The following is an 18,566-nucleotide window of genomic DNA, read 5'->3' on the forward strand; positions in this document are numbered from 1 at the left end:
CTCGCCGCGGTCCTGGCGGTCGCCCTTGGCGGCCTTGCCCTCGGCGGTGTCCAGCGCGGTCTCGGCCTTGGCCTCGGTGCGCTCCTCGGCGCGGGCCTCGGTCTTGACCTCGGTGCCCTCGGGGCTGCCGGCGGGCGCGGTGGCCCGGCGGCGGCGGCGCTCGGCGGCCGGCTGCTCGTCGCTGCCCGGCTGGCCCGGGATCTCGATCTGCTGCTGCGCGGCAGCCTTCTCGGCGGGCTTGGCCTCGGCCTTCTCGGCCGCCTCACCCGTACGGGCCTTGGAGGTGGCGCGGCGCTTCGGCTTGGTCTCGGCGTCCGCGGCGGGCGCTGCCGCCGCGGCCTTGGCGGGCGCGGCGGAGGAGCCGGCCTGCCTCTCCTTGATGACCTCGATCAGCTGGCCTTTACGCATCCGCGCGGTGCCCTTGATGCCGAGGCTCGAGGCGAGCTGCTGGAGCTCGGCCAGGACCATGGCGTCGAGGCCCGTGCCCGAGCGGCGCCGCTTGGGGGCGGTGGCAGCACCGGTGGCAGGCGCGGCGGGAGCGTCCGTGGCGGGCGCGGAGGCATTGCCGGTGGCGCCGGCGTTCACGCCCATCAGATCGGTGGTGTCGCTCACGAAGGGGTCCTTCCCTGGAGCGGGCGTCGGCCTGTCTGGCTCGGCGACCGGTTGTGCTGTCCGGCTACGGTCTGGCGGTTTGCGGACCGGGCCGGGGCGGTGGTCCGCCGGTACGGCTGGTACGGCGGAAGAATCAGTTCATTGGTCCGGCGTGAAGAATGAGGTGAAGACATGGAGTATCGGCTTCACTCATGTCACCCACGCCGATTCCGGAGCGTGCTCGAAGCTGCTCAGGCAGGCTGCTCAGGCAGTTTGGGAGGCTCCCGGAAGAAAAGCGGCCCCTGATCGGGACACAGAGCACCGAGCCGATGTGGCGTCGAGTGCAGACTTGAGGTTAACACTACCGGATCCCACAAACATTCCCCCTCTCCAAGACCGGCAACCGCTATTTTTCGCGGGGCCGGATTTCGCCCGGATTTCCGCTGTCAGGCGAGCGGCAGCACGCTCGTCCCCCCGGCGTCGAGAGCCAGCCGGTTGGCCGCCCACCCCTCGCCCGCCAGTCGTGCGACCTTGTCGGCCGCACTGCTCTCGACCAGCGCGAGGACCGTGGGTCCCGCGCCGGAGATGACTGCGGGGACGCCGTCCGCGCGCAGTCGGTTGACCAGGGCCACGCTCTCCGGCATCGCCGGGGCGCGGTAGTCCTGGTGGAGCCGGTCCTCGGTGGCCGCCAGCAGCAGCTCGGGGCGCCTGGTCAGCGCCTCGACCAGCAGGGCGGCCCGGCCGGCGTTGGCCGCGGCGTCCACATGGGGGACGCTGCGCGGCAGCAGCCCGCGGGCGGTCTCGGTCAGCACCGGCCGGGACGGCACGAAGACCACCGGAACGATGGAATCCGCAGGGTCCATCCGAATGGCCCGCGCCACTCCGGCGTCCATCCACGCCAGGGTGAAACCGCCCATCAGACACGCGGCGACGTTGTCGGGGTGTCCCTCGATCTCGGTGGCCAGCTCGAGCAGCGCCGCGTCGTCGAGCTTCTCGGCCCCGCCTATGGTCACGGCGCGGGCCGCGACTATCCCCGCGCAGATGGCGGCCGAGGAGGAGCCCAGGCCGCGCCCGTGCGGGATGCGGTTGGCGCAGACGACCTCCAGGCCGCGCGGCTGGCCGCCGAGCAGGTCGAAGGCCGTGCGCAGGGCCCGTACGAGGAGATGGCTCTCGTCGCGCGGGAGGGTGTCGGCGCCCTCCCCGGCGATGTCGATGTGCAGCCCGGATTCGGCCACCCGGACCACGACGTCGTCGTAGAGCCCCAGCGCGAGGCCCAGGGCGTCGAAGCCGGGGCCGAGGTTTGCGCTGGTGGCAGGGGTGCGCACGCGGACAGCGGCGGCGCGGAACGCGGGACCGGCCATCGCTCGATGACTCTCCTTGGTCTGGCCTTGGTGGGGCGTGCAACATCCGCAAGGGCCGCGACGGCGATGCCGTGGGTCACGGCGGCGGTCTGCGACGGGGCGGAGTGAGTACAGCCTATCGAAGGAAGGTTCTGCGGCGACATAGGGCGCACGGGAGGCGCACGATGCGTGTCGCCTGCGGCGGGCTTGCCATCGCCCCGCACCTGGTTGTGGGCAATCGTCCCGCAGGGCGGGACGGGTGGGCACAACCGTACGTGCACCCGCACCCGTCCCGCCCGACTGGCGGGCGCCTGGAAGGTCAGGCGAGCCCGAGCTGCTGCGCAGCAGCCACCGCGTCCACCGGAACGGTAATCGGCTGGGGCGCGCCCGCAACCGCCCAGTCCGGGTCCTTGAGGCCGTTGCCGGTGACCGTGCAGACGATGCGCTGCCCGGGGTCGACCAGGCCGAGTTCGGCGGCCTTGAGGAGGCCGGCCACGCTCGCGGCCGAGGCGGGCTCGACGAAGACGCCCTCCTGCGAGGCCAACAGGCGGTACGCGGCGAGGATCTGGCGGTCGGTCACCTCGTCGATGAGACCGCCCGATTCGTCGCGCGCCTGCTCGGCGAACTGCCACGAGGCGGGGTTGCCGATGCGGATGGCGGTGGCGATGGTGTGCGGGTCCTTGACCGGCTCGCCGCGCACGATCGGCGCCGAACCGGAGGCCTGGAAGCCCCACATGCGGGGGGTGCGGGAGGCGATGCCGTCACCGGCGTACTCCCGGTAGCCGCGCCAGTAGGCGGTGATGTTGCCGGCGTTGCCGACGGGGAGGACGTGGATGTCGGGCGCGTCGCCGAGCGCGTCGACGATCTCGAACGCGGCGGTCTTCTGGCCCTCGATGCGCACCGGGTTGACCGAGTTGACCAGCGCCACGGGGTACTGCTCGGACAGGCCGCGGGCCAGCGTCAGGCAGTCGTCGAAGTTGCCGTCGACCTGCAGGATGCGGGCGCCGTGGACCAGGGCCTGGCCCATCTTGCCGAGCGCGATCTTGCCCTGCGGGACCAGGACGGCGCAGACCATGCCGGCGCGTACGGCGTAGGCCGCGGCGGAGGCGGAGGTGTTGCCGGTGGAGGCGCAGATGACGGCCTTGGCGCCCTCCTCCTTCGCCCGGGTGATGGCCATGGTCATGCCACGGTCCTTGAAGGAGCCGGTGGGGTTCGCGCCCTCGACCTTGAGGTGGACCTCACAGCCCGTGCGCTCGGAGAGCACCTGTGCGGGGACGAGCGGCGTACCGCCCTCGCGAAGGGTGACCACCGGGGTGTCCGCGGAGACCGGGAGCCGGTCGCGGTACTCCTCGATGATGCCGCGCCACTGGTGGGTACGGGAGGCCGGACGGCCGTTGTTGTCGGACATTGCTTTTGTTACTCCCCTTCAACCCGCATGATGCTCGCGACACCGCGGACCGTATCCAGCTTGCGCAGCGCCTCGACCGTCGCCGTGAGGGCGGCGTCGGGGGCGCGGTGGGTGACCACGACGAGGGAGGCCTCGCCGTCCTTGCCCGTCTGGCGGACGGTGTCGATCGACACCCCGTGCGCGGCGAAGACCGTGGCGACCTGGGCGAGGACACCCGGCTTGTCGGCCACGTCGAGGCTGATGTGGTAGCGCGTGACCACCTCGCCCATGGGGCTCACCGGCAGCCGCGTGTAGGCGGACTCACCGGGGCCGGTGGACCCGGCGAGCTTGTTGCGGCAGACGGCGACGAGGTCGCCGAGGACCGCCGAGGCGGTGGGCGAGCCGCCCGCGCCGGGGCCGTAGAACATCAGCTGGCCGGCCGCCTCGGCCTCCACGAAGACCGCGTTGTACGCCTCGCGCACCGAGGCCAGCGGGTGGCTGAGCGGGATCATCGCCGGGTGCACCCGGGCGGTGACCGACTGCCCGTCGGCGGCCCGCTCGCAGATGGCCAGCAGCTTGATCGTGCAACCCATCTGTTTTGCGGAAGCAAAGTCCGCAGCGGTGACCTCCGTCATCCCCTCGCGATAGACGTCGTCGAGGCGGACACGGGTGTGGAAGGCGATCCCGGCGAGGATCGCGGCCTTCGCCGCAGCGTCGAAGCCCTCGACGTCGGCCGTCGGGTCGGCCTCGGCGTAGCCCAGCGCGGTGGCCTCGTCCAGCGCCTCGGAGTAGCCGGCGCCGCTGGTGTCCATCTTGTCGAGGATGAAGTTGGTCGTGCCGTTGACGATGCCGAGCACCCGGTTGACCTTGTCGCCGGCGAGCGACTCGCGCAGCGGCCGGACCAGCGGGATGGCACCGGCGACGGCGGCCTCGTAGTAGAGGTCGGCGCCGTACTTCTCGGCGGCGGCGTGCAGGGCCGCGCCGTCGCCCGCGAGCAGCGCCTTGTTGGCCGAAACGACGCTCGCGCCGTTCTCGAAGGCCTTGGTGATCAGGGAGCGGGCGGGCTCGATGCCGCCGATGACCTCGATGACCACGTCGATGTCGCCGCGCTCGACCAGGGCCGTGGCGTCGGTGGTGATGAGCTCCTCGGGCACCCCCGCACGGACCCGGCCGGGCCGGCGGACGGCGATGCCGGCGATCTCGACGGGCGCACCGATGCGGGCCGCGAGGTCGTCGGCGTGCGTCGTCATGATGCGCGTCACCTCAGAGCCGACGACTCCACAGCCCAGCAGCGCCACCTTCAGCGGACGCGTACGCATCATCCGACCCCTGCTTCTCATCGATACAGCCTCATACATCTTGGGTTGTGCACCAGTCTCACTCACTGGACGGCGGATTCCGCTCCCCGTCCAGTATCCGAGACTTATGTTTCCGTCAGCCGACGTCGAGACGAAGAAGGTCCTCTTCGGTCTCGCGCCGGACGATCACACGGGCCGCGCCGTCGGCCACCGCCACCACCGGCGGCCGCAGCGCGTGGTTGTAGTTGCTGGCCATCGAGCGGCAGTAGGCGCCGGTGGCGGGGACCGCGAGCAGGTCGCCCGGCGCCACGTCGGCGGGGAGGAAGGCGTCCCGGACGACGATGTCGCCGGACTCGCAGTGCTTGCCGACCACGCGCGAGAGCATCGGCGCGGCGTCGGACGTCCGGGAGACCAGCGCGACGGTGTACTCGGCGTCGTACAGGGCGGTGCGGATGTTGTCCGACATGCCGCCGTCGACGCTGACGTACGTGCGCAGGCCCGGCAGCTCCTTGACCGTGCCGACCTCGTAGAGCGTGAAGGCGGTCGGGCCGACGATGGCGCGCCCGGGCTCCACGGAGATGCGCGGCACGGCGAGACCGGCGGACGCGCACTCGCGCGTGACGATCTCGCGCAGGGCCGTGGCGATCTCCTGCGGCTCGCGCGGGTCGTCGTCGGCGGTGTAGGCGATGCCGAGGCCGCCGCCGAGGTCGATCTCGGGCAGTTCGACGCCGTGCTCGTCGCGGACCTCCTTGAGCAGGCCGACCACGCGGTGGGCGGCGACCTCGAAGCCGGAGGTGTCGAAGATCTGCGAACCGATGTGGGAGTGGATGCCGACGAGCTCCAGGCCGTCGAGCTTCAGTGCCCGGCGGACGGCCTCGGCGGCCTGCCCGCCGGCGAGCGCGAGGCCGAACTTCTGGTCCTCGTGCGCGGTGGCGATGAACTCGTGGGTGTGGGCCTCGACGCCGACGGTGACCCGGATCTGGACGCGCTGGCGCTTGCCGAGCCGCTCGGCGACGTGCGCGACGCGCACGATCTCCTGGAAGGAGTCGAGGACGATGCGCCCGACGCCGGCCTCGACGGCGCGGGTGATCTCCTCGGTGGACTTGTTGTTGCCGTGCAGGGCAATGCGCTCGGCGGGCATCCCGGCGTCCAGCGCGGTGGTGAGCTCACCGGCGGAGCAGACGTCGAGGTTCAGCCCCTCCTCGTGGAGCCAGCGCACGACGGCCCGCGAGAGGAACGCCTTCCCCGCGTAGAAGACGTCGGCGTCGGCCCCGAAGGCGTCGCGCCAGGCGCGGCAGCGGGCCCGGAAGTCGCTCTCGTCGAGGAAGTAGGCCGGGGTGCCGAACTCCTCGGCGAGGCGGGTGACGGGGATGCCGCCGACGGTGACGACCCCGTCCTCGCCGCGGCCGACCGTGCGCGACCACACCTTCGGTTCGAGGGCGTTGAGGTCGGACGGCGGGGCGACGTAGTGCCCCTCGGGAAGGACGTCGGCGTAGCGGGGCCCGGCGGGGTGGGCGGAACGGCTCATGGTCTCTGATCCCCTCAGAGGTGTGCGGGTGCGGTGATGCCGAGCTGGTGGAGGCCGTCGGCCAGCACGTTGCCCGTGGCCTCGGCGAGGGCCAGGCGGGCGCGGTGGACGGCCGAGGGTTTCTCGTCACCGCGGGGCAGGACGGCGCAGCCGGTCTGCCACGTCAGGAAGGCGCCGGCGATCCGGTCGAGGTGCCGGGCGAGGCGCTCGGGGTCGCGGGCGGTGGTGATGCGGGCGTGGTCGGCGAGGGCGGCGAGGAGCGCCGCCGCGGCGCCGTCGTGGCCGGTGCCGGCCGGCTCGGAGTGGAATCCCAGGTCACGGGCGTTGCGCACGAGGGCCCGGGAGCGGGCGTGGGCGTAGCGCACCCGGAAGAGAGGGTTGCCGTCGCGCTGGACGAGGAGCTCGGCGCGGTCGAAGCCGGCGGGCCACAGCAGGCTCCAGCGGGCGGCGTCGGAGCCGAGGCGGGCGATGAGCTCGGGGGCGGGGGCGGGCAGCGGGAGCGGCTCGGCGGCGGGCGGCGCGCGCAGCACGTCCCGCACGAGCTGCGCGTAAGAGGTTCCCTCAAGGGTGATGTTGAGGAACCCCGGCCCGGCGATGTCGACCCGGGCGACCCCCGGCTCCGCGGCCAGCCGCTTGCGGAGCACCTCGGCAACCTCACGGGCGGGCCGGCCGGTGTCCTGGGCCACGCGCAGGGCGACGTTGGTGGCGTAGTCACCGCATCCCGGGCGGGGCGGGACCCGCACGGTGACCCGCGTGGGCACGGCGGCGGGCAGCTCGTCGGCCTCGACGGCGCAGTGCACGGCGTGCAGCACGGTGCGGGAGAGATCGGCCGGGGTCACGGGGCCAAGCCTAGGGGAGAGGGGTGGGGCCGGGGCGAATGGGTTTCGCCGACCGAGACGGCGCGGCGCGACCGGAACCCGGATGGGGCCCGGGCGACGAGGGTCCGCGCCTCACGGAAACAAGGCGGGGGGCGGATCAGGAACAGCCCGTGGGGAGGCGGCTCGGCGGGGACTGCTCGGGGGGCGGCTCGGGGGCGGACTACTCACGCCCCCGGAACGCCTCCGCCCGGCAGACGGACTGGATCCCGCGCACGGCTCCCGCATCCCCGGGGGCCGACGCCCCCGGAACCCCGTCGCCCCGCTCCCCCGTGCGGCGCCGCATGAGCCTGCGCACGAGCCGCACCATCTCGACCGGCTCGAACGGCTTCGCCAGAAACGCGTCGACCCCGGCGGTACGGCCGCCCTCGACCTCCAGCTGGGTGCAGGCGCTGATGATCGCGATCGGTATGTCGTGCGTACGGGCGTCGGCGCGGAGCCGGGCGGCCGTGTTCAGCCCGTCGAGCCGGGGCATGACGACATCCAGCGTCACCACATCAGGACGCACGCGGTGCACGATCTCCAGACACTCGGCACCATCGGCCGCGGTCACGACCTCGAAGCCTTCGAGCTCGAGGTTGACCCTGATCAGCTGCCGGATGACCTTGTTGTCGTCGACGACAAGGACCCGGCCGGACAAGCCAGGCACACCCCGAGAGTAAGCGCGCCCCCCGCGCTGCGTCCGGGTTTTCCCCACTTCCACCCCGTGCGGGCGAGCTTTCCCCGACCGCCCCGCACTCCCCCACCCCGTCCGCTACCCCGCCCGGCCACGGCCCCCCGAACCCCGCCGAACGACGTTGCGGATCACCCTCCGGAAGCTGGTAATGTTCTACCCGTCACCGCGCGACGCGGACGACACGCCCCCGTAGCTCAGGGGATAGAGCAACGGCCTCCGGAGCCGTGTGCGCAGGTTCGAATCCTGCCGGGGGCACTCGCCTGGTCCGTCGGGAAGACGGTGCAGGTGGATGCCTTGGGAGAAGGCCCGGACTCAGCAGTGCTGAGTCCGGGCCTTCTTCGTTGTGGGCACCATTGGCCTCAGCCGTTACGGTCTCATCCGGCGCCGCCCCGGGGTAGTGTGCGCCCCCGGGGACAGGGGTGGTGATCCTGGCCCCGTTCCAAGTTTTCCTGTAACACGCCTACTTGACGCATCTTCAGGGAAGCGGGGCGGATGAGATTTCGCCGGGGTGCCGGGCACGGGCTGGATCTGCATCAGGCCCGGGACGACCTGCCGTTACGGGCCGTGCTGGAGGACGCCGCCATGGGGCGGTGGGAAGGGCCGCGGGATCTGCTCGCGGCCACCGGGGCGGACTGGGACCGGCGGATCTTCCGGCTGCAGGTGCTGGCGCGGGCCGGGGCGCGGCTGCGGTTCGCCGATACGTGGGCGCGGGCGGAGCCGCGGTCGGGCGACGCCCTGGCGCTGCTCGCGCACGTGCAGGCCGTGCGGTCGATGATCAGCGGGGCCGGGGCGGGGCGGGCCGAGATGGAGGCCGCCTGGGCGACCTGTCTGGCGGCCGCCGAGGCCGAGCCGGCCGACCCCTCGCCGTGGGTGGTGATGCTCGCGCTCCTGCGGGTCCACGCACCCGGCCGGGACGTGCTGGAGCAGGTGTGGGCCGAGGTCGTGCGGCGCGATCCGTACAACCGCGAGGCCCACCACGAGCTGCTCACCTATCTCTTTCCCCGCAACCACGGCTCGGGGGCGGAGATGTTCCACTGGGCCCAGGAGCAGGCCGACACCGCTCCCCGGGGTCTGCCGGTCGCCGTGCTGCCGCTGGTGGCGCTCGCCGAGTCGCACCGGCACCGGATGGAGACCGACGCCGGCAGCTACGGCAGTTACGGGCTGAGCATCCACCCCTGGATCGACTGCCCGCACATCGACCCCGTGCTGGACGGCTGGTGGCGGCACCGCTCCCCGCAGCCCCACGCCCAGTTCCTGGACGACGCCAATTACCTGGCCCACGCGCTCGCCTTCGCCGGGCGGCACGCCGAGGCGTACGAGGTGTTCCGGGCCGTCGGGCCGTACGCCTCCGAGGTGCCGTGGTCCTACTGCGGCGACGCCCGGGAGCTCTTCCTCCGGCACCGGGAGTGGGCCGTGCGGGCCGTCCGGGACGGGCGGCGACCGCCCCGCGCCCGTAGGCAGTGAACAGGCACTGGCACAGGCAGTGGCACAGGCACTGACCGGCCTCTACGACCGATCCCGCACCAGCACCAGCACCAGCACCAGCACCAGCACCAGCACCAGCACCCGAAACACGCACATTTCTTGACCGTTCCCCACGAGAGAGAGAATCGCGTGCCACTCGATGTCCCCGGCTCCTCCGGCGTCTCCGGCGTCTCCGACGAGGAGCGCCTCCGCCAGCTCGGCTACACCCAGGTCCTCGCCCGCCACATGTCGGGGTTCGCCAACTTCGCCGTCTCGTTCACGATCATCTCCGTCCTCTCCGGCTGCATGACGCTCTACGGCTTCGGCATGCACACCGGCGGGCCCGCCATGCTCACCTGGGGCTGGATCGGCGTCGGGGCGATGTCCCTGGTGGTGGGGCTGGCGATGGCCGAGGTGTGCTCCTCGTACCCGACGTCGGCCGGGCTGTACTTCTGGGCGCACCGGATGGCGCCGGAGAAGTCGCGGGCGGCGTGGGCCTGGTTCACCGGCTGGTTCAATGTGCTGGGGCAGGTCGCGGCGACGGCGGGCATCGACTTCGGTGCGGCGTCGTTCCTGAACGCCTACCTGGATCTGCAGTTCGGGTTCGCGGCCACGCCGGGGCACACGATCCTGCTGTTCGGCGCGGTGCTCGTGCTGCACGCGGTGCTGAACACCTTCGGCGTGCGGCTGGTGGCCTTCCTCAATTCGGTGAGCGTGTGGTGGCACCTGCTGGGCGTGCTGCTGATCGTGGGCGCGCTCGCCGTCGTGCCGGACCACCACCGGCCGGCGTCGTTCGTCTTCACGCACTTCGTCAACGACACCGGCTGGAGCTCGGGCCTCTACGTGGGGCTGCTCTCGCTCCTCGTCGCGCAGTACACGTTCACCGGCTACGACGCCTCCGCCCATATGACCGAGGAGACGAACGACGCGGCGGTGGCCGGGCCGCGCGGCATCGTCCGGTCGATCTGGGCGTCCTGGATCGCCGGGTTCGTGCTGCTGGCGGGCCTGACGTACGCGATCCAGGACTGGGACGGCGCGGCGGGCACCGCGACCGGGGTCCCGCCCGCGCAGATCTTCATGGACGCGCTCGGCGCGGCCGCCGGGAAGCTGCTGCTGCTCGTCGTGATCGTCGCGCAGTTGTTCTGCGGCATGGCCTCCGTGACGGCCAACTCACGGATGATCTACGCCTTCTCGCGCGACGGCGCGCTGCCCTTCTCCCGCGTCTGGCACCGGATCAACCCGCAGACGCGCACGCCCACCAACGCCGTGTGGCTGGCCGCCGCGGGGGCGTTCGCGCTGGGTCTGCCGTACCTGATCAACTCCACGGCCTACGCGGCCGTGACCTCGATCGCCACCATCGGCCTGTACCTCGCCTACGCCGCGCCGACCCTGTTGCGACTGCGCAAGGGCGACGCCTTCGAGCGCGGGCCCTGGCACCTGGGCTGCTGGTCGAAGCCGGTCGGGGTGGTGGCCATCGGCTGGGTCGCCGTGATCACCGTGCTGTTCATGCTGCCGCAGGCGAGCCCCGTCACCGTCGACACGTTCAACTACGCGCCCATCGCGGTCGCCGCCGTCCTGGGTTTCGCCGGTGTCTGGTGGCTCGCCTCGGCCCGCAGGTGGTTCCTCGATCCGCACCACCCGCGCAACGCGTCCTCCGTCCGTGAGCCGGTCGCCCCGCCTCAGGAGACCGATGTCTTCCGCTGGTAGGTCAGCGCTTCGGCGTCTCGGCGCTCAGTGGCTCAGACCTTCGGGTACGCGAAGGTGTACCCCTGCTCCTTGAACCACGGCAGGAGCTGCTCCAGGGCGGCGACCGTCTGGCCGCGGTTGCCGCCGCCGTCGTGGAAGAGGACCACGGGCCCCTCCTTCATGCCCTTCTTGACCGCGTCGACGATGTGGCCGACGCCGGGGTTGCGCCAGTCGTGGGTGTCGACGCTCCAGCCGAGGGGGCGCATGCCGTGCGAGGCGGCGACCTCCCGGCTGTACGGGGTGAACGCGCCGCCGGGCGCCCGGTAGTAGTACACCCGGACGCCGGGGCCGGCGGCTTTCTCGATCATCGTGCGGGCGTCCAGGACCTGGCGCTCCTGGTAGGGCTCGGGGCGCTTGTCCATGGCGGTGTTGTGGTCGACGGAGTGGTTGCAGAGCCGGTGGCCGGCCTCGACGACCTTCTTGACGAGGCCGGGGTACTCCTGGGCCCGCGACCCGATGATGCAGAACGTCGCCTTGGCGTCGTACTTCTTGAGCAGGTCGAGGACCTTGACCGTCCAGCCCGGCTCGGGTCCGTCGTCGATCGTCAGGTTGACCGTTTTTCCTGGGTCCTCGCTCTCGTGCGAGATCTCGGCCGAGACCCGGGCCGGCGGCGTGCTCGCGCCGCCGCCGGGCCCGCCCGGGGACGAGGCCCCGCCCCGCCCCTTGCCGTCGTCGCTGCCCCGGCCCGTGCCCGGTGTGCCCGTCGTCCCCGGGTCCTCCGTGGCCATGGCCACGCAACCGGATATCGTGGCGAAGAACGTCAGTGCCGACGCCGTCGCGATCAGGAGATGCCGGCTCCTCCGAGCGGTCGTCCGTGCCATGAGCGTCCCCTCCCTCGGTGTGTGCTCCCGGTGCCCCACCCGCCTACGGCTCCGCCGGCCCCGCCCGGGCCACCGGGCCCTGCGGCCCGGACCGCCGGCCTACCCGTAGGTGCACCCCAAGACGTCCATACCGAAAAGAAGGTTCCAGCAGGGCACAAGTCACTCAAGGCACTCAAGCGCCCCTGCCGGCCCTAGGTTTCAGGTGTCCCGGAATCCCCTCCCGCACCCCGGGCGATCGCCTCCGCGACCTCGGCCCGGCGCCCCGCCTCCTCCTCCGCGAAGCGCTCTGCATCCAGCTGCTCGGCGATCTCCTCGTCCTGGGCCATGAGCAGGTCCAGGCTCGCGTCGCCCAGTTCCAGCACGCCCATGTCGACGTACGCGCGCTGCAGCCGCTCGCCCCACAGGCCGATGTCCTTGACGCACGGCACGATGCGCGAGAAGAGCAATTTCCGGAAGACGCGCAGATATTCGGAATGCTCGCTGAGTTCGACGGCCTCGGCCTCCGGGATGCCGAAGTCCGTCAGTACCACCTCGCCCCGCAGCCGGTCGCGCATCAAATAGCAGCCCTCGATGACGAATTCCTCGCGCTCGCGCAGTTCGGCGCGCGACAACTGGCGGTAGTAGTCCCGCAGGGCCATGCGGCCGAAGGCGACGTGCCGGGCCTCGTCCTGCATGACGTAGGCGAGGATCTGTTTGGGCAGCGGTTTGTCGGTGACGTCGCGCAGCATGCCGAAGGCGGCGAGGGCCAGGCCCTCGATGAGCACCTGCATGCCGAGGTAGGGCATGTCCCAGCGGGAGTCGCGCAGGGTGTCCCCCAGGAGGGACTGCAGGTTGTCGTCGATGGGGTAGACCAGGCCGATCTTCTCCTGGAGGAAGCGGCCGTAGAGCTCGGCGTGGCGGGCCTCGTCCATGGTCTGGGTGGCGGAGTAGAACTTGGCGTCGAGGTCCGGGACGGATTCCACGATGCGCGCCGCGCAGACCATGGCGCCCTGCTCGCCGTGCAGGAACTGGCTGAATTGCCAGGCGGCGTAATTGCGCCGCAGCTCGTCCCTGTCCTTCCCGCTCATCTTTCCCCAGTAGGGGGTGTCGTACACGGGCATGTTGTCGTCGGGCAGGCCGAGCGGATCGTACGGATCGACGGGAAGGGACCAGTCGATGCGCTTCTCGGCGTCCCACTGCTTGTCCTTGCCCTTTTGGTAAAGGGCGAGCAGGCGGTCGCGGCCGTCATCGTATTCCCAGCTGAAGCGGGCCGCTCCGGTCGCGGGCACCGTCCATCCGGGGTCGCCGGGGTCGTGTGCGTAGAGGTTGCGCGTCGTCATCGACGTCTCCTGTCCTCTCCCGTTCTCGTTGGCAGGCTCACACGCCGGTTACCGCCCGGTCAACGACCCTTCATCAACTCACTCCGAAGGATTGACGCCCTTGCTGACAGGCAGTCTCATAAGGGTGTGACCCCAAGTAACCCTGTAGCAAGCCCCCGCCGGGACGCCCTCGGGCCGCTCAAGGACCGCGAACAGGTCGCGCTGCGGCTGCTGGAGTCCTCCGCCAGACACTCCTTCGACCCGGACACGGAACTCGACTGGGAGGCACCCCTCGAGGACGGCAAGTGGTTCTGGCCGCCCGAGCTGCTCTCCCTCTACGGCACCCCCCTGTGGCGCACGATGTCCGAGGAGCAGCGCCTCGAACTCTCCCGGCACGAGGCCGCCTCGCTCGCCTCGCTCGGCATCTGGTTCGAGCTCATCCTGATGCAGCTGCTGGTCCGGCACGTCTACGACAAGCCCCTGACCAGCTCTCACGTCCGCTACGCGCTCACCGAGATCGCCGACGAGTGCCGGCACTCGAAGATGTTCGCCCGGATGATCGAGTGCGGCGGCGCCCCCGCGTACCCCGTGACGCCCCTGCACCACAACCTGGCCCGCATCCTCAAGACGGTGTCCACCACGCCCGGTTCCTTCGCCTGCACGCTGCTGGGCGAGGAAATTCTCGACCACATGCAGCGCCTGACCTTCCCCGACGAGCGGGTGCAGCCGCTCGTGCGCGGCGTCACGCGCATCCACGTCGTGGAGGAGGCGCGCCACGTGCGGTACGCCCGCGAGGAGCTGCGCCGCCAGATGGTGGGCTGCCCGCGCTGGGAGGCCGGCCTGACCCGGCTCAGCTGCGGCGAGGCGGCCCGCGTCTTCTCGGTCGCCTTCGTCAACCCGGCCGTCTACACGAACGTGGGCCTGGACCGGCGCGAGGCCGTCGCCCAGGTACGGGCCAGCGGCCACCGGCGCGAGGTGATGCAGGCCGGCGCCAAGCGGCTCACCGACTTCCTGGACGACATCGGCGTGATGCGGGGCGTGGGCCGCCGGCTGTGGCGCGCCTCCGGGCTCCTGGCCTGACCCGCCGGAGGCCGCCCGCGCTCCCGGCCCGGCCCTTCCCGGACAGGCGGCACGAACGGCGGGGGCGGAGCACCCGCGGCCGCACCGTTACGCTGCCCTGCATGAACGGCAGCGGAACCGCCCCGGCAGCACCGACTCCGTCCGCCCGCCCCGCCTACCGCAGACTCAGCGTCGAGGAACGCCGCACCCAGCTGATCGCCGCCGCCCTCGTGCTCTTCGCCCACCGCGCCCCGGAGGACGTCTCCCTGGACGACGTGGCGGCGGCCGCCAAGGTGTCGAGGCCTCTCGTGTACCGCTACTTCCCCGGCGGCAAGCCCCAGCTGTACGAGACGGCGCTGCGCAGCGCCGCCGACGACCTGGAGCTGTGCTTCGCCGAGCCGCAGAACGGTCCCCTCACCGGCCGCCTGGCCGCCGTCCTCGACCGCTACCTGGCGTTCGTGGACGAGCACGACGCCGGGTTCGGCGCGCTGCTGCAGGGCGGCAGCGTCGCCGAGACCTCCCGCACGGGCGCGATCGTGGACGGCGTGCGCCGGGCCGCCGCCGCGCAGATCCTCAAGCACCTGCAGGTGCCGGAGCCCGGCCCCCGGCTGCGCATGATGGTCCGCACCTGGATCACGGCCGTGGAGGCGGCCTCCCTGATCTGGCTGGACGAGGGCAAGCAGCCGCCGGTCGAGGAGCTGCGCGACTGGCTCGTCGACCACTTCGTGGCGCTGCTGACGGCCACGTCGGCGAGCGACCCGCAGACGGCCGAGGTCACCCGTGCGGCGCTGGAGCTGGAGCGCGCGGAAGGACCCGTGGGGCGCCTGGCCCGCCAGGTCATTCCGGTGGTGTCGGATGCGGCGCACCTGCTCTGATGCGCTACGCCCGCGGGCCGGCGCCGCGGCCTGACGGACACTGGACCCGTGAGAAGCGAAGATACGCCCTTCGTGGGCGGCCCCCTGGACGGGCGCGTACTGCCGGTACTGCTGGGACACACCGGGCACCCGCCCAAGGTCTACGAGGTCCCGGTGCCGGACGAGCACGGCGGGGCCCCGACGGTCCTCGTCTACCACCGGGTCCAGGCGGGTACGACGCGCCGCCTGGGCCTGCACAAGGGCTGGAAGTACGTCTACGACCCGGAGGGGCGCCGCCCGGAGCGCGGCCTGAAGTGGCCGTGGACGAAGCGGCCGCGCCCCGGAGCGGGCGCCTGAGCCGTCCGCAAGGGCGCCCGCGGGCGGCATCCGGGGCACGCGGGCGGGCGCGGGGCCGCCGGCCGGGTGACGCCCGGCAACCCAGGGGTGAGCAGGTTAGGCGGATTCGCCCACATCGCCCACATAAATAGGACCGCACGTGGAACGATCCTCACCTGGTAAACGATCACGCCCCACACCGGAGGTGAGCTCGTGTCAGGACGGTTCGCGCGTTCTGTCTGCACGGCGGCGCTGATGGCCGGCGCCGCGTCGCTCGCACTGCCCGCGCCCCTGTCCGCGGCCGCACCCGGCGAGCCGCCCGAGCGGTCCCGCCCGTCCCGCCAGTCCGTCGGCAGCCTGCTCTCCCGGCTGCAGTCCCTCTACCGGAAGGCCGAGGAGGCCACCGAGGCCTACAACGCGACCGAGGAGAAGCTCAAGGTCCAGCAGCAGCGGGTCGACGAGCTCAACGACGAGCTCGCCACCGCCCGCGTGGCCCTCACCGGCAGCCGGGACGCCGCCGGCCGGCTCGCCCGGGAGCAGTACCAGGGCATGAGCGGCACCCTCGCCCCGTACGTCTCCGTCTTCCTCAGCTCCGACCCGCAGCAGGCGCTCGACAGCGGCCACCGCATCCAGCGTGCCGCCGGGCAGCGGGCGGCCACCGTCGGCCGCCTCGCGAAGGGCGAGAAGTACGCGTCGGACGTGGCCGCCCGGGCCCGGGTCGCCCTCAACGAGCAGCAGGTGCTGGCGGCGCGGCAGAAGCGGCAGCGCGACGCCGTCAGGAAGCGCCTCGGCGAGGTCGAGAAGATGCTCGCCTCGCTGACCGGCACGCAGCTCGCCGAGGTCCAGCGCCTGGAGCAGAAGAACATCGGCGAGGCCCAGCGCACGCTGCTCTCCTCGGGCCGGCTCAGCGGCTCCTCCAGGCCCTCCGCCTCGGGCGGCAGGGCCATCGCCTACGCCTTCCGACAGTTCGGCAAGCCGTACGTGTGGGGCGCGGAGGGGCCGGACTCCTTCGACTGCTCCGGGCTCACCTCGCAGGCCTGGGCCCACGCGGGCGACACCATTCCCCGCACCAGCCAGGAGCAGTGGAGGACCCTGCCGAGGGTCCCGCTGAACGAGCTGCGCCCCGGCGACCTGGTGATCTACTTCGAAGGGGCGACGCACGTCGCGCTCTACATCGGCCACGGCCTGGTGATGCAGGCGCCGCGCCCGGGCGGCACCGTGAAGGTCTCGCCGATCGCCGCCAACCCGCTGCTCGGGGCCGTACGGCCGGACGCGGACGAGGAGCCGCTGCGGCGGTACGTGCCGCCGCCGATGCCGGACGGCGCCCTGTCCGGCTCCGACACCGGCTACGGATCGGCGGAGGCGCCGTCGAGGGCGTGACGGCCTGACGCGGGGGCGGGCAGGCGGCCGCTCAGCCGGCCGCCCCCGCCACCGGGTCCTCCGCCTCCCTCTCCTCCTCCGCCGCCGCCTGCTCCGCCTCCGCCACGTAGGCCGCCGCCTGCTCCGGCTCGTAGAAGTAGCCCGCGAAGTCCGCGGGGTCGTCGAAGCCGTTGGCGATGCGGTCGGCGACCGGCTGGAGGCCGGCCGCCGCCGCCAGCAGCTCCCGTACGTGCGGCGGCTGCCGCGGCGCGAGCATCGCGTGCGTCCAGGCGGTGGCGTGGCGGGCCGTGGCCCAGTGGCGGTCGAACGCCGTGCGCATCCACGCGGCGTCGAAGGGCTTCTCGCCGTGCTGCACGATCGCCGCGAGGTAGGCGGCGGCGCACTTGGCGGCGGAGTTGGCGCCCTGCCCGGTGACGGGGTCGTCGGCGACGACCGCGTCACCGGCGCCGAGGACCACGCCGCCCGACGGCAGCCGGCCGACGGGGTCGCGCACGGCCGGGGTGTAGCGGCCGGCCAGGGTGGCGTGGGCGTCGGTGAGCTCGACACGGGTCGCGCGGGCGTACTCCCACGGGGCGTAGAGCTCCATCAGCTCCAGGGTGCGCGCCAGGTGCTCGTCCGGGCCGGGCTGGTCCTGGAAGACGTCCAGCGGGCCGTCCGGGACGGCCTCCCAGAACAGGACGTCGGCGCGGCCGGAGACGGTCAGCGTCGGCAGGACGAACAGCTCCCCCGCGCCCGGGACCAGGTTGCAGCGCACCGCCTCGGTGCCCGGGTGCTCGGGCCGGGGCCCCAGCCCGTGCACGTAGGCGACGGCGAGGGCCCGCTGCGGGACGGTGTGCGGGGAGCGGGCGGGGTCGCGGTCGAAGAGCTCCGCGAGCTCGCCCTTGCCGGTGGCGACGAGCACCAGGTCGTAGTGGCCGGCGAGGGCGTCCAGGTCGGAGACGGCGGCGGCGTGGACGACCAGCCGGCCGCCGCGGTCGGCGAAGGTGTCCAGCCAGCCGGACATCTTCAGCCGCTGGTCCACGGACTGGGCGCAGCCGTCGAGCCGGCCGAGCCAGTCGACGGCGCGCCGGTGCCCGCCCGGGGCCGGCTCGGCGACGGAGACGCCGACGCCCTCGATGCGCGGGGCGGCGGCCGCCCAGAAGCCGAGCCCGAGCTCGTGCTCGTGGCGCAGGGCCGTGGCGAACATGCACTGGGTGGACGTCACCCGGCCGGAACGTATCTCTTCGGAGGTGCGGTTGGACATCAGCGTGACGTCGTAGCCGTGGAACTGCAGGCCGAGGGCCAGTTGGAGGCCGGACTGGCCGGCCCCGGCGATGAGGATCCGTCGCACGGGTCGCTCCTCACTCGGGCAGGGTCTGAAGCGCCCGGCCGACCAGGGCCAGCAGGGTGTCGACGACCGTGATCCGCTTCCGGGCGTCCATGGTCACCACCGGCACGGGCGGCGGCAGCGCGAGCGCCTCGTGCACGGCCTCGGGAGGGTAGTGGTCGGCGCCCTCGAAGTGGTTGACCGCGACGATGTAGGGCAGGCCGGCGGTCTCGAAGTAGTCGAGGGCGGCGAAGGACTCGGCGAGGCGGCGGGTGTCGGCCAGGACGACGGCGCCGATCGCGCCGCGCACCAGGTCGTCCCACATGAACCAGAATCGTTTCTGGCCGGGTGCGCCGAAGAGGTAGAGCACGAGGTCGGCGTCGAGCGTGAGGCGCCCGAAGTCCATGGCGACGGTGGTGGTCCGCTTGGCGGGGGTGGCGCCGGCGTCGTCGACGCCGGCCGCCGCGGCCGTCATCACCGCCTCGGTGCGCAGCGGTGTGATCTCGGAGACGGAGCCGACGAAGGTGGTCTTGCCGACGCCGAAGCCGCCCGCCACGACGATCTTCGTGGCGAGGGGGGCGCGGGTGCGGTCGGTCTGCCAGGCGCG

At 72.5% G+C, this 18,566-nt stretch carries 17 protein-coding genes and 1 tRNA gene; 7 read left to right on the forward strand and 11 right to left on the reverse strand.

Going from position 1 to position 18,566, the window contains the following annotated elements:
* The 7 genes from V7793_RS18055 to V7793_RS18085 form a co-directional block, all read right to left on the reverse strand.
* The coding region (locus V7793_RS18055) for a Rho termination factor N-terminal domain-containing protein (RefSeq protein WP_336007724.1) at positions 1-612 on the reverse strand (612 nt) is incomplete at its 3' end.
* Positions 613-1,037: 425 nt separating this feature from the next.
* A complete protein-coding gene (gene thrB / locus V7793_RS18060) occupies positions 1,038-1,952 on the reverse strand; it encodes a homoserine kinase (RefSeq protein WP_336007727.1) in 915 nt (304 codons plus the stop codon).
* 298 nt (positions 1,953-2,250) lie between these two features.
* Positions 2,251-3,339 carry a threonine synthase gene (gene thrC, locus V7793_RS18065; RefSeq protein WP_058046280.1) on the reverse strand — a complete coding sequence of 363 codons (1,089 nt, stop codon included), beginning with the start codon at positions 3,337-3,339 and terminating at the stop codon, positions 2,251-2,253.
* Positions 3,340-3,347: 8 nt separating this feature from the next.
* Entirely contained in the window at positions 3,348-4,640 is a 1,293-nt protein-coding gene (locus V7793_RS18070) for a homoserine dehydrogenase (protein WP_336007729.1), read from the reverse strand.
* 112 nt (positions 4,641-4,752) lie between these two features.
* Positions 4,753-6,144 (reverse strand): diaminopimelate decarboxylase, encoded by a 1,392-nt coding sequence (gene lysA, locus V7793_RS18075; RefSeq protein ID WP_336007731.1) that lies wholly within the window; start codon positions 6,142-6,144, stop codon positions 4,753-4,755.
* A gap of 14 nt (positions 6,145-6,158) precedes the next feature.
* Positions 6,159-6,983 carry an ArgS-related anticodon-binding protein NrtL gene (nrtL, locus tag V7793_RS18080; protein ID WP_336007734.1) on the reverse strand — a complete coding sequence of 275 codons (825 nt, stop codon included), beginning with the start codon at positions 6,981-6,983 and terminating at the stop codon, positions 6,159-6,161.
* Positions 6,984-7,182: 199 nt separating this feature from the next.
* Positions 7,183-7,668 carry a response regulator gene (locus V7793_RS18085; RefSeq protein WP_443057937.1) on the reverse strand — a complete coding sequence of 162 codons (486 nt, stop codon included), beginning with the start codon at positions 7,666-7,668 and terminating at the stop codon, positions 7,183-7,185.
* A gap of 210 nt (positions 7,669-7,878) precedes the next feature.
* On the opposite strand from V7793_RS18085, the gene V7793_RS18090 reads away from it, so the two are divergent.
* From V7793_RS18090 to V7793_RS18100, 3 genes are all read left to right on the forward strand, one after another.
* Positions 7,879-7,950 (forward strand) — tRNA-Arg (locus tag V7793_RS18090).
* Positions 7,951-8,187: 237 nt separating this feature from the next.
* Positions 8,188-9,159 carry a hypothetical protein gene (locus V7793_RS18095; RefSeq protein ID WP_336007739.1) on the forward strand — a complete coding sequence of 324 codons (972 nt, stop codon included), beginning with the start codon at positions 8,188-8,190 and terminating at the stop codon, positions 9,157-9,159.
* A 150-nt stretch (positions 9,160-9,309) separates the two neighbouring features.
* The gene (locus tag V7793_RS18100) at positions 9,310-10,866 is read left to right on the forward strand and encodes an amino acid permease (RefSeq protein WP_336007741.1); all 1,557 of its coding nucleotides are present in this window, start codon (positions 9,310-9,312) and stop codon (positions 10,864-10,866) included.
* A 32-nt stretch (positions 10,867-10,898) separates the two neighbouring features.
* On the opposite strand, the gene V7793_RS18105 is transcribed toward V7793_RS18100, so the two are convergent.
* Positions 10,899-11,726 (reverse strand): polysaccharide deacetylase family protein, encoded by an 828-nt coding sequence (locus tag V7793_RS18105; protein WP_336007744.1) that lies wholly within the window; start codon positions 11,724-11,726, stop codon positions 10,899-10,901.
* Positions 11,727-11,917: 191 nt separating this feature from the next.
* Positions 11,918-13,045, reverse strand: a complete 1,128-nt coding sequence (locus tag V7793_RS18110) for a ferritin-like domain-containing protein (protein WP_336007746.1) — start codon at positions 13,043-13,045, stop codon at positions 11,918-11,920.
* A gap of 126 nt (positions 13,046-13,171) precedes the next feature.
* On the opposite strand from V7793_RS18110, the gene V7793_RS18115 reads away from it, so the two are divergent.
* The 4 genes from V7793_RS18115 to V7793_RS18130 all read left to right on the forward strand — a co-directional run bounded on the left by V7793_RS18115 (position 13,172) and on the right by V7793_RS18130 (position 16,653).
* Positions 13,172-14,104, forward strand: coding sequence for an AurF N-oxygenase family protein (locus tag V7793_RS18115; RefSeq protein ID WP_336007747.1), 933 nt, complete (start codon positions 13,172-13,174; stop codon positions 14,102-14,104).
* Positions 14,105-14,205: 101 nt separating this feature from the next.
* The gene (locus tag V7793_RS18120; RefSeq protein ID WP_336007749.1) at positions 14,206-14,958 is read left to right on the forward strand and encodes a TetR/AcrR family transcriptional regulator; all 753 of its coding nucleotides are present in this window, start codon (positions 14,206-14,208) and stop codon (positions 14,956-14,958) included.
* Positions 14,959-15,006: 48 nt separating this feature from the next.
* Positions 15,007-15,294, forward strand: coding sequence for a hypothetical protein (locus V7793_RS18125; protein ID WP_336007751.1), 288 nt, complete (start codon positions 15,007-15,009; stop codon positions 15,292-15,294).
* Positions 15,295-15,486: 192 nt separating this feature from the next.
* The gene (locus tag V7793_RS18130) at positions 15,487-16,653 is read left to right on the forward strand and encodes a C40 family peptidase (RefSeq protein ID WP_336007752.1); all 1,167 of its coding nucleotides are present in this window, start codon (positions 15,487-15,489) and stop codon (positions 16,651-16,653) included.
* A gap of 31 nt (positions 16,654-16,684) precedes the next feature.
* Here V7793_RS18130 and V7793_RS18135 read toward each other — a convergent pair whose 3' ends face one another.
* Positions 16,685-17,983, reverse strand: coding sequence for a styrene monooxygenase/indole monooxygenase family protein (locus V7793_RS18135; RefSeq protein WP_336007753.1), 1,299 nt, complete (start codon positions 17,981-17,983; stop codon positions 16,685-16,687).
* A 10-nt stretch (positions 17,984-17,993) separates the two neighbouring features.
* Positions 17,994-18,566 (reverse strand): GTP-binding protein (locus tag V7793_RS18140; protein WP_336007754.1); only part of this gene is annotated, 573 nt, incomplete at its 5' end.

Source organism: Streptomyces sp. KLMMK, from assembly GCF_036961605.1.
GTDB classification, from domain to species: Bacteria; Actinomycetota; Actinomycetes; order Streptomycetales; family Streptomycetaceae; genus Streptomyces; species Streptomyces telluris.

What these genes read in the sequence shown, in the direction of transcription:
- thrB (WP_336007727.1), bottom strand. Translation starts at nt 1,952, where the DNA reads ATGGCCGGTCCCGCGTTCCGCGCCGCCGCTGTCCGCGTGCGCACCCCT.
- V7793_RS18120 (WP_336007749.1), top strand. Translation starts at nt 14,206, where the DNA reads ATGAACGGCAGCGGAACCGCCCCGGCAGCACCGACTCCGTCCGCCCGC.
- V7793_RS18070 (WP_336007729.1), bottom strand. Translation starts at nt 4,640, where the DNA reads ATGATGCGTACGCGTCCGCTGAAGGTGGCGCTGCTGGGCTGTGGAGTC.
- lysA (WP_336007731.1), bottom strand. Translation starts at nt 6,144, where the DNA reads ATGAGCCGTTCCGCCCACCCCGCCGGGCCCCGCTACGCCGACGTCCTT.
- thrC (WP_058046280.1), bottom strand. Translation starts at nt 3,339, where the DNA reads ATGTCCGACAACAACGGCCGTCCGGCCTCCCGTACCCACCAGTGGCGC.
- V7793_RS18095 (WP_336007739.1), top strand. Translation starts at nt 8,188, where the DNA reads ATGAGATTTCGCCGGGGTGCCGGGCACGGGCTGGATCTGCATCAGGCC.
- V7793_RS18105 (WP_336007744.1), bottom strand. Translation starts at nt 11,726, where the DNA reads ATGGCACGGACGACCGCTCGGAGGAGCCGGCATCTCCTGATCGCGACG.
- V7793_RS18110 (WP_336007746.1), bottom strand. Translation starts at nt 13,045, where the DNA reads ATGACGACGCGCAACCTCTACGCACACGACCCCGGCGACCCCGGATGG.